The sequence below is a fragment of the Amycolatopsis speibonae genome (assembly GCF_042647925.1).
GTDB lineage: Bacteria > Actinomycetota > Actinomycetes > Mycobacteriales > Pseudonocardiaceae > Amycolatopsis > Amycolatopsis speibonae.
Genome location: NZ_JBHRWK010000016.1, coordinates 66,526 through 82,815, shown reverse-complemented (window position 1 = coordinate 82,815; position 16,290 = coordinate 66,526). Strand labels below are relative to the sequence as shown.

Below are 16,290 nucleotides of genomic sequence, written 5' to 3'. Positions count from 1 at the left end.
GTGATGGCGGACCAAGAGAAGCTTCTCGACCTGCTGAAGCGTGTGACCGGTGACCTGCACCGGACGCGGGAACGGCTGCGTGACGCCGAGGACGGACGGCACGAGCCGGTCGCGATCGTCGGCATGGCCTGCCGGTTCCCCGGCGGGGCCGACACGCCCGCCGCGTTGTGGGACCTGGTCGAATCCGGCCGCGACGGGATCGGCGAGTTCCCGGCCGACCGCGGCTGGGACACCTCCGGCCTGTTCGACGACGACCCCGACCGGCGAGGCACCACCTACGTGCGCACCGGCGGTTTCCTGCCCGGCGCCGCCGGATTCGACGCCGAGTTCTTCGGGATCTCGCCGCGTGAGGCGCTGGCCATGGAACCGCAGCAGCGGCTGCTGCTGGAGGTCGGCTGGGAGGCCGTCGAACGCTCCGGTCTCGACCCGGCCGCGTTGCGCGGCAGCCCCACCGGGGTCTACGTCGGCGTTTCCGCGCAGGAATACGGGCCGCGCCTGCACAACCCGGGTGACGCGGTGGACGGCTATCTGCTCACCGGCACCACCTGCAGTGTCCACTCCGGACGGATCGCGTACCAGCTCGGCTTGGAGGGCCCGGCGGTCTCGATCGATACGGCGTGTTCGTCGTCCCTGGTCGCCGTGCACGCCGCGGTGCGCGGCCTGCGCGCGGGGGAGTGCACCCTGGCGCTGGCCGGCGGCGTCAACCTGATGGCGTCGCCGGGGATCTTTGTCGACTTCGCGCGCCAGCGTGGCCTGGCGCCGGACGGGCGCTGCAAGTCCTTCTCCGACGACGCCGACGGCACCGCTTGGGCCGAGGGCGTCGGGATGCTCGTCCTGGAGAAGCTGTCCGACGCCCAGCGCAACGGCCACCGGATCCTCGCCGTGGTGCGGGGTTCCGCGGTGAACTCCGACGGCGCGTCCAACGGTCTCACCGCGCCGAACGGTCCTTCGCAGCAGCGTGTGATCCGCGCCGCGCTCGCCGACGCGCGACTGTCCACTTCGGACATCGACGCCATCGAGGCGCACGGTACGGGAACCAGGTTGGGCGATCCGATCGAAGCCGAAGCGCTGATGGCCACCTACGGCCGTGATCGCGAGCACCCGCTGTTCCTCGGCTCGGTCAAGTCCAATTTCGGGCACGCGCAGGCCGCGGCGGGGGTCGCCGGGATCATCAAGATGGTCGAGGCGATGCGCCACGGCGTCCTGCCGCCCACCCTGAACGTCGGCACGCCCAGCCGCGAGGTCGATTGGTCTGCCGGACCGGTCTCTTTGCTGACCGAACGCACTCCGTGGCCCGACACCGGCCGCCCTCGCTCGGCGGCGGTCTCGTCGTTCGGGATCAGCGGGACCAACGCGCATGTCGTGCTGGAACAAGCCCCTCCGGCGGAGCCCGCCGCTGTCCGGGACGCGCCCGCCGTCGTGCCGCTGCTGCTGTCCGCGGCCACGGAACCCGCGCTGGCCGCTCAGGCGTCCCGGCTGCTGTCGGTCGCCGGAACCGTGGAGCCGATCGACGTCGCCCACACGCTGACCACCCGGGCGGCGCTGCCGTACCGGGCCGTTGTCACGGGTACGGACTGGGAAACCCTCTCGGCGGGTCTGTCCGACGTCGCCGTCACCCGGGTCACCGAGGGCGGGCTCGCGTACCTGTTCACCGGTCAGGGTTCGCAGCGGACCGGGATGGGAACCGAGCTGTACCAAGCGTTCCCGGTGTTCGCGGCGGCTTATGACGAGGTTTGCGCGTTGTTGCCGAAGTCCGGGGACTTGTCGCGGACGGAGTTCGCGCAGCCCGCGATCTTCGCTTTGCAAGTGGCGTTGTTCCGGTTGGTGGAGTCGTGGGGCGTGCGGCCCGATTACCTGGCGGGGCATTCGATCGGGGAGATCGCGGCGGCTCACGTGGCCGGGGTGTTCTCGTTGGAGGACGCCGCGAAGCTCGTCACGGCACGTGGCCGGTTGATGCAGGCGTTGCCCGAAGGCGGCGTGATGGTCGCCGTCCAGGCGTCCGAGGACGAGCTCGGGGAGTTGCCGGACGGTGTTTCGCTGGCCGCGGTGAACGGTCCGTCGTCGGTGGTGTTGTCGGGCGCCGAGGAACCGACACTCGCTTTCGCGGAACGGTTCAAGGACCGGAAGACCAAACGCCTCGACGTTTCGCACGCGTTCCATTCGGTGCTGATGGAGCCGATGCTGGACGAGTTCGCCGCGGTGGTGCGGGAACTGACGTTCTCGGAGCCGCGTATCGCGATGATGTCGCCCGTGACCGACCCGGCCTACTGGGTCGCCCATGTCCGCGAGACCGTGCGGTTCTCCGACGCGGTCGAGCGCTTGTCGGCCGCCGGGGTCACGAAGTTCTTCGAGCTCGGGCCGGATGCCGTGCTCAGCGCGCTGGTCGACGGCGGGATTCCCGCGTTGCGCCGTGGCCATGACGAACCGCGGCAGCTGGTCACCGCGCTCGGCGCGCTGCACGCGCGCGGTGTCGCCGTCGACTGGCCGGCCTACCTCGGCGGCAGCGGGCGATTCACCGAGCTGCCGACCTACGCCTTCCAGCACGAATACTTCTGGCTCGGCCAGGAAAGCGACGCCGACGTCACCGCCGCCGGGCTCGCCGCCGCCGACCATCCGCTGCTCGGCGCCGCGGTGTCCATCGCCGCCGACGACGGGGTCCTGCTCACCGGACGGCTTTCGCTTGACAGGCACCCCTGGCTGGCCGACCACGTCGTCGCGGGCCGGGTGCTCGTCCCCGGCACCGCGTTCGCCGAACTCGCCGTCCGCGCGGGCGACGAAGCCGGCTGCACGGGAGTCGAAGAGCTGATCCTGCGGGAACCGCTGGTCCTCGAACCCGGTACCGCGCCCGAAGTCCAGGTCGTCGCGGGCGCCGCCGACGACCACGGACGCCGACCGGTGTCGATCCATTCACGGCTGCCGGAGCGTCCGTGGATAACCCACGCCGCCGGCTTCCTCGGCAACCCGGCGGTGTCCACTATGGACCTGTCTTGGCCGCCGGAGAACGCTGAGGTCCTGGGCCTCGAAGACGCCTACGACCGGCTCACCGCCGCCGGTCTCGCCTACGGGCCGATGTTCCAGGGCCTGCGCAGGGTCTGGCGTCGCGACTCCGAGATCTTCGCCGAGGTCGTCCTGCCGGATCCCGGGCAGGCGGCCAAGTTCGGCCTGCACCCGGCCTTGCTGGACGCCGCGCTCCAGGCCACCGCCGTCCCCGGCGAAGCCCAGGGTTCGGTTCCCTTCGCCTGGCGTGACGTCGTTCTGCACGCACGGGGCGCGACCGAACTGCGCGTGCACGCCCGGCCGGGCGCCGACGGCTCGATCGCCTTCGACCTCGCCGACGGGACCGGTGCGCCGGTCGCCACGATCGGCGGGCTCAGCGTCCGCGCCGTCACGGCCACGACTTCGGCGCGAGACGGCCTCTATCGCGTCGAGGACGTTCCGCTCCCCGCCGGTTCGTCGGACACCAGGCCTGCCGCGGTCCTGGAAGGCGAATCGCTCGACGCCACCCTCGTCGCGCTGCAGGACTTCCTGGCCACGGACGAGGCCGACCCGCTGGTGGTGCTGACCAGACGCGAAGGCTCGGTCGAAGGTCTGGTCCGGGCCGCGCAGGCCGAGCATCCGGACCGGATCGTCCTCGTCCGGGGCGGCCACACCGACGTCGACGCCGCGCTCGCCACCGGCGAATCCGAGGTGCACGCTTTCGAGGGATCGCTGTTCGCGCCACGCCTGGCCAGGGCCGGAACCGGTGAGTCCACACTGGACACTTCCGGCACGGTCCTGATCACCGGCGGTACCGGCGGACTCGGCGCCCGTCTCGCGCGGCACTTGGTCGCCGAACACGGCGTCCGGCATCTGCTGCTGGCCAGCCGTCGCGGCGAGGCCGCTCCCGGCGCCAAGGAACTCGCCGAAGAACTCGGGGCCCGGGTCGAAGCCTGCGACGTCGCCGACCGCGACCAGATGCGGCAGCTTCTGAGCAGCGCCGAACCGCCGGTCACCGGCGTCGTCCACGCGGCGGGCGTCCTCGACGACGGTGTCGTCACGTCGCTCACGCCCGAGCGGCTCGACGGCGTCTTCCGGGCGAAGGCGACCGCCGCGCACGTGCTCGACGAACTCACCGGTGACCTCGACTTCTTCGTGCTGTTCTCCTCGATCGCCGGGGTGTTCGGCTCACCGGGGCAGGCGGCCTACTCGGCAGCCAACGCCGAGCTGGACGCCCTCGCGCGGCGGCGTCGCGCCGACGGGAAGCCCGCCCAGTCGCTGGCCTGGGGCTTGTGGCGGGACGGGATGGGCGCCGCGCTGAGCGACACCGACCGGGACCGGATCGGCAAGGACGGCTTCGGCGCTCTCGAACCGGAAGAAGGGCTGGCACTGTTCGACGCCGCCGTGGCCGAGGGCGGTGCCGTCCTCGTTCCGGTGCGGCTCGACCTCGCGGCCGTCCGGAACGCCGGGGTCCCGCCCCTCCTGCGCGGGCTGGTCCGCGTCCGGACCCGTCGCGAGGCCGTCCGCCGCACCGACACCGGCCTGGCGGGACGGCTCGCGGGGCTGTCCGAGGCCGACCGCGAAGCGCTGTTGATCGACCTGGTCCGGGCTCGCGTCGCGGCCGTCCTCGGCCGGGCGGGCGCGGAGACGGTGGAGCCGTCACGGCCGTTCACCGAACTGGGCTTCGACTCGCTGACGTCGGTCGAACTGCGCAACGAACTCACCGCCGAGACCGGTCTGCGGCTGCCCGCGACGCTCGTTTTCGACCATCCGAGCCCGGCGGCGGTGGCCGCCTTCCTCGGCACCGAACTGCTCGGCGCCCCGGAACCGGCCCGTCCGGTGGTGACCCGCCGCGGCGCCGCCGACGAGCCGATCGCGATCGTCGCGATGAGCTGCCGCTATCCCGGCGGTGTCCGGTCGCCGGAAGACCTGTGGGACCTCGTCGACGCGGGTACCGACGCGATCTCGCCGTTCCCCAGTGGCCGAGGCTGGGACCTCGACGGCATCTACGACCCCGAGCCCGGATTGCCCGGCAAGACCTACACCCGGCACGGCGGATTCCTGCACGACGCGGGCGAGTTCGACCCCGAGTTCTTCGGGATCTCGCCTCGTGAAGCGCTCGCGATGGACCCGCAGCAGCGGCTCCTGCTCGAAATCAGCTGGGAAGCCCTCGAACGTGCCCGGCTCGACCCGACGTCGCTGAAGGGCAGCGCCACCGGCGTGTTCGCCGGGATCATGTACTACGACTACGCCGCGAAACTGGCCAGCGTCCCCGACAGCGTCGCCGGGTTCCTGGGCACCGGCACCTCGGCCAGCGTGCTGTCCGGGCGGGTCGCGTACACGCTCGGACTGGAAGGCCCGGCGGTGTCGGTCGACACGGCGTGTTCGTCTTCGCTGGTCGCCCTGCACCTGGCCGCCCGGTCGCTGCGGGCGGGGGAGTGCGACATGGCGCTCGCCGGCGGGGTCACCGTGATGGCGACGCCCGAGACGTTCCTCGACTTCTCCCGCCAGCGCGGGCTTTCCCCGGACGGGCGCTGCAAGTCGTTCTCCGCCGACGCCGACGGCACCGGCTGGTCGGAAGGCGCCGGGGTGCTCGTGCTGGAACGGCTTTCGGACGCCCGGCGCAACGGGCATCCGGTGCTGGCCGTGGTCCGCGGCTCCGCGGTCAATCAGGACGGCGCGTCCAACGGTCTCACCGCGCCGAACGGCCCTTCGCAGCAACGGGTGATCCGCGCGGCGCTCGCCGACGCCGGTCTGTCCACTTCGGACATCGACGCGGTCGAGGCGCATGGCACGGGCACGAGACTGGGTGACCCGATCGAGGCGCAGGCGCTCATCGCGACCTATGGCGCCGAGCGGGACGAGCCGCTGTGGTTCGGCTCGGTCAAGTCGAACCTCGGGCACACACAGGCCGCGGCGGGGGTCGCCGGGATCATCAAGATGGTCGAGGCGATGCGGCGGGGCACGCTGCCCCGGACCCTGCACGCGGCGGAACCGTCGGCCGAGGTCGAATGGGACGCCGGCGCGATCGAACTGCTCACCGAGCCGCGCGAGTGGCCCGGTTCCGGCAGGCCGCGCCGCGCGGCGGTGTCATCGTTCGGGATCAGCGGGACCAACGCGCACGTCGTCCTGGAACAGGTCCCGGCCGAAGTGATCGCCGAGCCTGTCGCTCACGGCGTCGTGCCTTGGGTGCTGTCGGCGAAGACCGATCAGGCACTGGCCGACCGGGCCCGCGCCCTTCTGTCCCTTGTGGACGCTTCAGATGCGCGTGCGGTCGCGTACTCCTTGGCCACGACACGGACCGGGCACGAGCGCCGGGCCGCTGTCGTCGGCGCGGACGCGGACACTCTTCGGGCCGGACTCGAAGCCATCGCCGATGGTGGCGGGATCACCGGCAAGGCGCAACCGGGCAAGCTGGCCTTCTTGTTCACCGGTCAAGGTTCGCAGCGTCTGGGGATGGGCGCCGGACTGTACGAGGCGTTCCCGGTGTTCGCGGCGGCGTACGACGAGGTGTCCGCGCTGCTGCCGGAGATCGGGGATCTGTCGCGGACGGAGTTCGCGCAGCCCGCGATCTTCGCGTTGGAAGTGGCGTTGTTCCGGCTGGTGGAGTCTTGGGGTGTGAGGCCGGACTTCTTGGCCGGGCATTCGATCGGTGAGATCGCGGCCGCGCATGTCGCTGGTGTGCTGTCGCTGGAGGACGCCGCGAAGCTGGTGGTGGCGCGGGGCCGGTTGATGCAGGCGTTGCCCGAGGGCGGCGTCATGGTGGCTGTGCAGGCGTCCGAGGACGAACTCGGGGAGCTGCCGGACGGCGTTTCGCTGGCCGCGGTCAACGGGCCGACTTCGTTGGTGTTGTCCGGCGCCGAGGAGCCGACGCTCGCCGTCGTCGCGCGGTTCGGTGGTCGCAAGACCAAGCGCCTCGATGTGTCGCATGCGTTCCATTCGGTACTGATGGAGCCGATGTTGGACGATTTCGCCGCGGTGGTGCGGGAGCTGACCTTCTCGGAACCGCGCATCCCGATGGTTTCGGCCGTGACCGACCCGGCGTACTGGGTCGCGCACGTCCGGGAGACCGTCCGGTTCGCCGAGGCTGTCGAGACGCTTCGCGCCGACGGGGTCACGAAGTTCCTCGAACTCGGCCCCGACGCGGTGCTCTCGGCGCTCACCGACGGAATTCCCTTGCTGCGTAAGGGACACGACGAAGCCGTGACGGCGATGGCCGCGCTCGCCACCCTGCACGTCCAGGGTGTCCGCGTCGGCTGGGACGCCGTCCTGCCCGGCGCACGCGCCCTCGATCTGCCGACCTATCCGTTCCAGTACAAGCACTTCTGGCTGGACCCGGCTCCGGTCGCGGATCTCTCATCGGCCGGGTTGGACTCGCCGGGGCATCCGCTGCTCGCCGCAGGGCTCTCGCTCGCGGAGAGCGACGGCACTGTCCTCACCGGACGGCTTTCGCTCGCGACCCACCCTTGGCTCGCCGGGCACACCGTGCACGACACCGTCCTGCTGCCGGGCGCGGCGCTCGCCGAACTCGCCGTCCGCGCCGGCGACGAGGCCGGGCGGCCGAGGCTGGTCGAACTGACCCTGCACGCGCCCGTGGTGATCCCCGAGAGCGGGCCGATCGAAATCCAGGTCGCGGTCAGCGGGGCGGCGGCGGTGACCATCCACTCGCGGATCCCCGGCGAGGACTGGGAACTCAACGCGCTCGGCCTGCTGGCCGAGGCGAACCCGCCCGTCCAGGGTTTCGCGTGGCCGGACGGCCTCGAGCCGATCGACCTCGGCTCGTTCTACGACGACCTCGCCGACCGCGGGTTCGCCTACGGCCCGCTGTTCCAGGGCCTCCGGGCGGCCTGGCGGCACGGCGAGGACCGCTATGCCGAGATCTCGTTGCCGGAGGAAGCACGAGACGAGGCGGCCCGCTTCGGGATCCACCCCGCGCTGTTCGACGCCGCCCTGCACGGCATGTTCCTCGGCGAGGGTGAGGAATCCGGGGCGCTGCCGTTCAGCTGGAGCGACGTCAGCCTGCACGCGACCGGCGCCACGACGGTCCGCGCGCGGCTGCGGTTCATCGGGCCCGGCGAGGTCGCCGTCGACCTGACCGATCTCGCCGGGGCACCGGTGCTTTCGGTCGGCTCGCTGGTCGTCCGCGCGGTCACCGGCGAGCAGTTGCGGGCAGGGGAAGACCGGTCGCTGTTCCGCGTCGAGCACATCGCGGCCGAGCCGGTGACCGCCACGCCGACCTCGTGGGCGCGGTGGGACGAGGTGACCGAGCCGGTGCCGCCGGTGGTCGTCCTGCCTGTTCCCCCCGAGGGGATCCACGCGGTCCTCAGTGCCCTGCAACATTTCCTGACCGAATCGCGGTTCTCCGGCTCACGGCTGGTCGTGGTCACCGGAGGCGGTCTCGACGACGCGGGCGCCGCCGGGCTGGTGCGGTCCGCGCAGGCGGAGAACCCCGGCCGGTTCGTCATCCTCGACGGCGAGGTGTCCGATGTGGACATCGCGCTGGCCACCGGGGAACCCCGCGTCCGGGTCCGGGACGGCCGGGCCGAAGTGCCGCGGCTGGTCCGGGCCGAACCGGGCCCGAAGCCGGACTGGGAGTCGGCGGGCACGGTGCTGATCACCGGCGGGACCGGTGGCGTGGGGGCTCGACTGGCCGAACGGCTCGTCACCGAACACGGTGTCGAACGCCTGGTCCTCACCAGCCGTCGCGGCCTCGCCGCCCCCGGCGCGGAAGAACTGGTCGCTCGCCTGGGCGACCTGGGCGCCGAAGTGCGCGTCGAAGCGTGCGACATCGCCGACCGCGACGCCGTCGCCACCCTGCTCGACGGGATCCCCGGTCTGTCGGGCGTCGTGCACGCGGCCGGCGTCCTCGACGACGGTGTCGTCACCGCGCTGACGCCGGAACGCCTGGACCGGGTCCTCGGTCCGAAGGCCGACGGAGCCCGCCACCTGCACGAGCTGACCCTCGACCGGCCGCTGACGGAATTCGTGCTGGTCTCGTCGGTGTCCGGCGTGCTCGGCGGGCCGGGACAGGGCAACTACGCCGCGGCCAACGCCTACCTCGACGCGCTGGCCGAGCGACGGCACGCCGACGGCCTGCCCGCGCGATCGCTCGCCTATGGGATGTGGGACGCCGAGGGGATGGGCGGCGTGCTCGACCAGGCGCTGATCGACAGGATGCGTCGGGACGGCTTCGGTGCCTTGAGCCCGGAGGAGGGGGCGGTGCTGTTCGACCTCGCGCCCGGTCCGGTGGCGGTGCCCGTCAAACTCGACCTGGCCGGGCTGCGGGACCAGGCCCGGGCGGGCGTGCTGCCCGCGCTGCTCACCGGGCTCGTCCGGCTGCCGGTGCGCCGGACGGCTGCTCCGGTCGCTTCCGCCTCACTGACACCGGACGCGCTGGAAGACCTGGTCCTGACCCACACCGCGCAGGTGCTCGGGTTCGCCACGGCGAGCGAGGTCGACCCGGAGCACGCTTTTACCGACCTCGGATTCGACTCCCTGACCTCGGTCGACCTGCGCAACCGGCTCGCGGCGGCGGCGGGGCGGCAGCTGGGGGCGACGGTGGTGTTCGACCACCCGACCCCGTCGGCGCTCGCGGCGCACCTCGGGACCCTGCTGTTCCCCGAAGTGGTGGTGCCGGACGAGGCGCGGCTGCGGCGGGCTTTGGCCGGCGCTTCGCTCGACCGGTTCCGGGAATTGGGGGTACTGGAGGCCCTGGTGAAGCTGGCGGAGGAGGAGCCTTCTTCGGTGCCTGCGGTGTCCGTCGAGGCTATCGACGATCTGGACGTCGGGGATCTGATCAGCCGGGCGATGTCGAGTTCGGACCAGGGCTGAAGGGGACTTTCCCCGCATGGGATGCGGGGAAAGCGCCCTTCGGCCTTTCTGGACTGGTGCAGAACGAGGGCTGCTTCGGGTTGGGTCTCGTGAGTGGTGAGGTAAAGGTGTCGTGCCGTTGAGGCGTGCGCCGAATGTGGCATTGGGGGTGACGCGGAGGGAGCCTTCCTTGCGTGGGGATGCGGTGAAAGTTCCCTTCATCCAGCCTGACACGCCACCACGCCTTACCCTTCAAGAATCACACTCATTGAATGTGAAATACCTTTCGAGAAATTGCTTCACATTCGCACACTTGTTCGATTATTGGTATTCTTGCGGGGTGTCCAGTCAACGGATCCTCGAGCCGCCGCAGGAGTTGTGGCGTGCCGGTGCGCGGGAGCTCGCGCATGGTGTGGTCGAGCGTATGTCGTTGGCGCAGCAGGCGTTGGCGGAGGTGGGGCAGTTCCTGGTGGAGATCGAGGCCCGGGGTCCGATGGAGCTGTTCGGGCACGGCTCGACAGCGGGCTGGTTCGCCGAGACCGCCCGCATCACGCCCAAGGAAGCACGCGACACCGTGGCGCGGGCCGTGGAGTTGAATGAGGGCAGGAATCTGGATGGCACCCCTGCCCCCGCGAAGGCGCCGATCGCCGGTGCCGCCGCGGCTGAGGGTGAACTCGGTTATCAGCAGCTGGATCCGATCCTGGCGGTGCTGAAGAAGATCCCCGGCGGGGCCACTGAGGAGGACCGGTCAGGTGCGGAACAGATCCTGGTGGACCTGGCCCGCCACGCCGGCCCTCAGGAGATCGCCAACGCCGGAGCGGATCTGCTGGCCCATCTCGATCCCGACGGGAACGAGCCGAAGGACGAGGACCTGTCACCGCCGTCACGTGAAGTACACCTGCGGAAACGTGATGACGGGTGGTGGCGGTTGACCGGGCTGCTGGATCCGGAGTTCGGGGCTCGCGCGAATGCTTTGTTCGAGACGTGGGGGCAGCGAAGACCCGTCGACGAGGACGGCAACCGAGACCCCCGCACTCCTGGTGAGCGCAACGGAGACGCGTTGTTCGACGCGATCCACTATGCGATGACCAACGACAAGGCCCCGACCCTGTCGGGGGACCGGACCACCGTGGTGGTCACCATCCCCCTCGACACGCTGACTTCAGGACTGGGGATGGCGTGTGTGGACGGGGTCTCCCGGATCACCGCACGCCACGTCCGGATGCTGGCCTGTGACGCCAAGATCATCCCTGCGGTGCTCGGGTCGGAGAGCGAACCCCTCGACATCGGCCGCGCCGCCCGCACCGTCACCCCCGCACAACGACGCGCCCTCAACCTCCGAGACCACGGCTGCGCTTTCCCTGGATGCCATCGCAAGCCCAAGCACTGCGAGGCTCACCATATTCTTCCGTGGGGCCATCTCGGCGACACGGACCTGAACAACCTCTGCCTGCTGTGTCGCTACCACCACCTGGTCATCCACGGACAATCCGGCTGGCAAGTCCACATGGCCGCCGACGGCAGACCGGAGTTCATTCCCCCGCAATACCTCGATCCACTACAAACACCTCGCCGCAACCATCGCTGAACCCCGAGGGAGCCCGCCACCGCCACCGGCGACGGGCCCCTCGGCATGCCCGCACTCGGGTGAACCTTCAGCCACTTCCTGAGATCGACGGCCCGAGCACGTCAGGCCTCGTTGTCTTCTCGAAGGCCCCTGGCCGCATCGTCATCTCACGCTGTTCGGCGAAGAGCCAGGATATCGAGGGGTAAGCCAAATGCGGCGGGTCAGTGGCTCTGTGCAATGCCGGACTTGTGGCGCCGACTGTGTGGATTTTGGTGCGTTGGACGCGCAGAAATCCACACAGTTCCGCATGACAGGTCCTATCGCGACGGGGTGTGTGGAAACAGGGACGATCAGCGTCCCCATTTCCACACACCCCTCACCCTCGGCGACACCCCTCACCCCGCCCGGACTCGCCATCCGACACGACACCCTGCACCGAACGCCGTCGCGACCACGGGTGGGCCCCCGGTTACCGGGGAATGGGGCTGCCGTGGCGAACAGCGCCCGGGGCGAGCGGCGCCCGCGCACAGGATGAGGCCATGTCCGAGCTGCGTCCGTCTCGTCCGGTCCGGAGAATCTGATGGCGACACCCGAAGAGCTGGTGACCGCGCTGCGGGAGTCGGTCAAGGAGAACAGCAGGCTGGCCGCGCGCAACCGCGAGCTCGCCGAAGCGGCGAAAGAGCCGGTCGCGATCATCGGCATGGGATGCCGCTACCCGGGCGGGGTCGACTCGCCCGAGGCGTTGTGGGATCTGGTGGCCGCCGGCCGCGACGCGGTTTCGGGGTTCCCCGAAGACCGCGGCTGGAACCTCGCCGAGCTGTTCCATCCCGACCCCGGCCATCCCGGCACGTCGTACGCGCGTGAGGGGGGATTCCTCCACGAGGCCGCCGAGTTCGACCCCGAGTTCTTCGGCATTTCCCCGCGCGAGGCGCTCGCGATGGACCCGCAGCAGCGGCTCCTCCTGCAGATCAGCTGGGAAGCGATCGAGCGCGCGGGACTCGACGCCTCGGCGTTGAAGGGCAGCGCGACCGGCGTGTTCGCCGGGATCATGTACCACGACTACGGATCCGGCGTCACCGAACTGCCCGAGGGCGTCGAGGGCTTCCTCGGCACCGGAACGGCGGGCAGTGTCCTTTCCGGCCGTGTCGCCTACACCTTCGGCTTCGAGGGCCCGGCCGTGTCGGTCGACACCGCTTGCTCGTCGTCGCTGGTGGCCGTGCACCTCGCCGCGCAGGCGTTGCGGGCGGGGGAGTGCTCGCTCGCGCTGGCCGGCGGCGCGACCGTGATGGCCGTCCCGGACACCTTCGTCGAGTTCTCCCGTCAGCGCGGGCTCGCCCCGGACGGGCGCTGCAAGTCGTTCGGCGCGGGCGCCGACGGCACCGGCTGGGGTGAGGGCGCCGGCGTTCTGGTGCTGGAGAAGCTGTCCGACGCCGTCCGCAACGGCCACCGGGTGCTCGCCGTCGTCCAGGGTTCCGCGGTCAACTCCGACGGCGCGTCGAACGGCCTCACCGCGCCGAACGGGCCGTCGCAGCAACGCGTGATCCGCGCCGCGCTGACCAGTGCCGGACTGTCCACTTCGGACGTTGACGTCGTCGAAGCGCACGGCACGGGCACGAAACTCGGTGACCCGATCGAGGCCGACACCCTGCTGGCCACGTATGGCCGCGAGCGGGAGAACCCGTTGTGGCTCGGTTCGGTCAAGTCCAACATCGGGCACACGCAGGCCGCGGCCGGGGTCGCCGGGATCATCAAGATGGTCGAGGCGCTGCGCCGCGGCGAACTGCCGCGCACGCTGCACGCCGAAGAACCGTCCCCGCACGTCGCCTGGGAGTCCGGCGCGGTCGAACTCCTCACCGAGCATCGGCCCTGGCCCGAGACCGGCCGCCCGCGTGCGGCCGCGGTGTCGTCGTTCGGGATCAGCGGCACCAACTCGCACGTCATCCTCCGCCAAGCCCCGGAAGCGGTCCCCGCCGAGCACCACACCCGAGCCCGAGTCCCGTGGGTGCTCTCGGCCCGCAGTGAAATCGCGTTGCCCGAACTCGCGGACCGGCTCCTTCAGACCAAGGGAAACCCGGCCGACATCGCCTGGTCGCTGGCGACCGGACGGGCGCCGCTGCCGTACCGCGCGGTCGTCACCGGCGCAGACGAAGAAGAACTCCTCGCCGGACTCGGCGCACTGGCCCGCGGCGAGGCCGCGCCCGGCGTCGTCACCGGCCGTGCGGGCAGCGGCAAAATCGCCTTCCTCTGCACGGGGCAAGGGGCGCAACGGCTCGCGATGGGCACCACGCTTTCCTCGGCGTTCCCCGTTTTCGGCGAGACCTTCGCCCAAGTCGCGGAACGGCTCGACGCGCACACCGGCTTCAAACTCGCCGAAGTCCTTTCCTGCGAAGACCAGACCAGGATCGACCGGACCGACGTGGCCCAGCCCGCGCTGTTCGCGTTCGAGGTCGCGATGGCCGAGCTGGTGCGGTCCTGGGGTGTCGAGCCGGACTTCCTGCTCGGGCACTCGATCGGTGAGCTCGCCGCGGCGTACGTGGCCCGCGTGTGGTCGCTCGACGACGCCGCCCGCCTGGTCGCCGCCCGCGGCCGGTTGATGCAGGCGCAGCCCTCGGGCGGCGTGATGGTCGCGTTGCAGGCCACCGAAGCGGAACTGGACCTGCCCGACGGCGTGAGCATCGCCGCGATCAACGGGCCCTCGTCCGTCGTGCTCTCCGGGGAGGAAGCCGCCGTCACAGCGATGATCGACACCTTCCCCGGCCGCCGCACCAAACGACTTTCGGTCAGCCACGCCTTCCATTCCGCGATGATGGACGGGATGCTCGACGACTTCCGTGAGGTCGCCGCGAGTGTCCGTTACGCCGAACCCCGGATCCCGATCATCGCCGGTGACGACGGTGATGTCAGCGACCCGGAGTACTGGGTGCGGCAGGTGCGCGAGCCGGTCCGGTTCGCCGAGGGTGTCGCGGCCCTGCACTCGCGCGGTGTCCGGCGCTTCGTCGAGATCGGGCCGGACGCCTCCCTGACCGCGCTCGGCGCGGACTGCGTCGCCGACGGGACTTTCATCGCCACGCAACGGAAAGACCGCGACGAGGCGGCCGCCGCCGACCTGGCCCGGGCGAGGCTCTTCACCGCCGGGGTCCGGCTCGACTGGGCCGGGATGCTCGCCGGGGGCGCCCATGTCGACTTGCCGACGTATCCCTTCCGGCGCGACCGCTTCTGGCTCGCCGCCGCGGACCGGAGCGCGCCCCCGGCCCGGCGTTACGAAATCGTCTGGCGTCCGATCGAGCCCGCACGGACATCGGAGGGGTGGACCGTCTACGCCCCGGAAACCAACGCCTGGGCCGAAGCCGCTGCTAAGGCACTCGGCGCGCCCCTGGTGACGGAACTCCCGGAAACCGGGCCGGTCTTGGCCTTCCCTGCGGACGGCGCCGCGCTCGCCGCCCTCCTGCGGGACACTCCGGCGAAGATCTGGTGCGCCACCGGCGATCCCGGCGTCGCCGCGGTCGCGCGGGTCGCGGCGATCGAGCAGCCCCGCCGATGGGGCGGCTGCGTGCTCCTGACCGAAGAGACGGACGCCGCCCGCCTCAAAGACGTGCTCGGCGGTCCGGAGGACGAGGTCACGATCCGCGAGGACGGGATCTTCGCCCGCCGGTTCGTGCCTGCCGCCCCCGCGCCCACCACGGCGTGGACCACCTCCGGCACCGCGTTGATCACCGGCGGCACCGGCGCGTTGGGCGCACTCGTGGCCGAACGGCTGATCCGGGCCGGAACGGAACACCTGGTGCTCCTTTCCCGGCGCGGCGAGGACGCACCGGGTGCGGCGGAGCTCCGCCAGAAGCTGGAAGACCTCGGTGCCCGCGTCAGCATCCACGCCTGCGACGCCGCGGACCGTGACGCACTGTCCACAGTGGTCACCGGCCTCGACGACCTGCGAGTGGTCGTGCACACCGCCGGTGTCCTCGATGACGCGCTGCTCGACGACGCCACCCCGGAGCGCTTCGAAGCCGTCGCCCGGCCGAAGGTGACCGCCGCGCGGCATCTGCGGGAGCTCACGAAAGACCTGGATGCGCTGGTGCTGTTCTCCTCCATCGCCGGGGTGCTCGGCAACGGCGGTCAGGCCGCCTACGCCGCCGCGAACGCGGAGCTCGACGCGCTCGCGACCCAGTGGCGGTCGGAAGGGGTCAAGGCGGTCTCGATCGCTTGGGGCCCGTGGGCCGAGGGCGGAATGGCCGAGGCCGTCGACGACGCCGTCCGCCGCAAGGGTTTGCGCCCGATGACCCCGGAAGCCGCGGTGGAGGAGTTCGTCCGGGCGATCGCCGCGGACGACACGTGCGTCACCGTCGCCGACTTCGACTGGCCGTCGTTCTTCGAGGACTTCCGCACCGCGCCGATGCTCGCCGAGCTGCCCCGGCCGGAAGCCGCGGCCGCCGAAGCGCCGGTGGTGGATCTGCGGTCGCGGTTGACCGGGCTGATCGAGCCCGAACAGCGACGGCTGCTGCTGAAGGTCGCCCGCGAGACCGTGGCGCGTGTGCTCGGCCATCCGGACACGTCGGCCATCGGGCCGGACCGCGCGTTCACCGAACTCGGCTTCGACTCGCTCACCGCGGTCGAACTGCGCAACCGCCTCGACGCCGCGACCGGCCTCGCCGTGCCCGCGACGCTCGTCTTCGACCATCCGACCCCGCAGGCCCTCGCCGCCTACCTCTGGCAGGAGCTGGCCGGGACGGAAGACGACGTGGAAGGCCTGCTCGACGGCCTGGAAGCGGCCCTGAGCCGTCTCGACCCGGGCACCGAAGACCACGTCAAAGCGGGCGGCCGCCTGCGAAAACTCGCCGAGCGCCTCGACGGGCCCGGCTTCGCGCCGTCTTCGGACGACGAACTCTTCGCCTTCATTGACCAGCAACTCGGCGCTTGAGCCGGGTGCACGCGACCTCGAC

General features: G+C 71.1%; 3 protein-coding genes. All 3 read left to right on the top strand.

Features of this window, described 5'->3' with window-relative positions; all coding sequences use genetic code 11:
* The first annotated feature begins 3 nt into the window (after window positions 1-3).
* The 3 genes from ACFOSH_RS12295 (at window position 4) to ACFOSH_RS12285 (ending at window position 16,268) form a co-directional block, all read left to right on the top strand.
* A complete protein-coding gene (locus tag ACFOSH_RS12295) occupies window positions 4-9,807 on the top strand; it encodes an SDR family NAD(P)-dependent oxidoreductase (RefSeq protein WP_449224178.1) in 9,804 nt (3,267 codons plus the stop codon).
* Between the two features lie 319 nt (window positions 9,808-10,126).
* Entirely contained in the window at window positions 10,127-11,374 is a 1,248-nt protein-coding gene (locus ACFOSH_RS12290) for an HNH endonuclease signature motif containing protein (protein ID WP_378238938.1), read from the top strand.
* A gap of 580 nt (window positions 11,375-11,954) precedes the next feature.
* The gene (locus ACFOSH_RS12285) at window positions 11,955-16,268 is read left to right on the top strand and encodes a type I polyketide synthase (protein ID WP_449224179.1); all 4,314 of its coding nucleotides are present in this window, start codon (window positions 11,955-11,957) and stop codon (window positions 16,266-16,268) included.
* Window positions 16,269-16,290 lie beyond the last annotated feature (22 nt).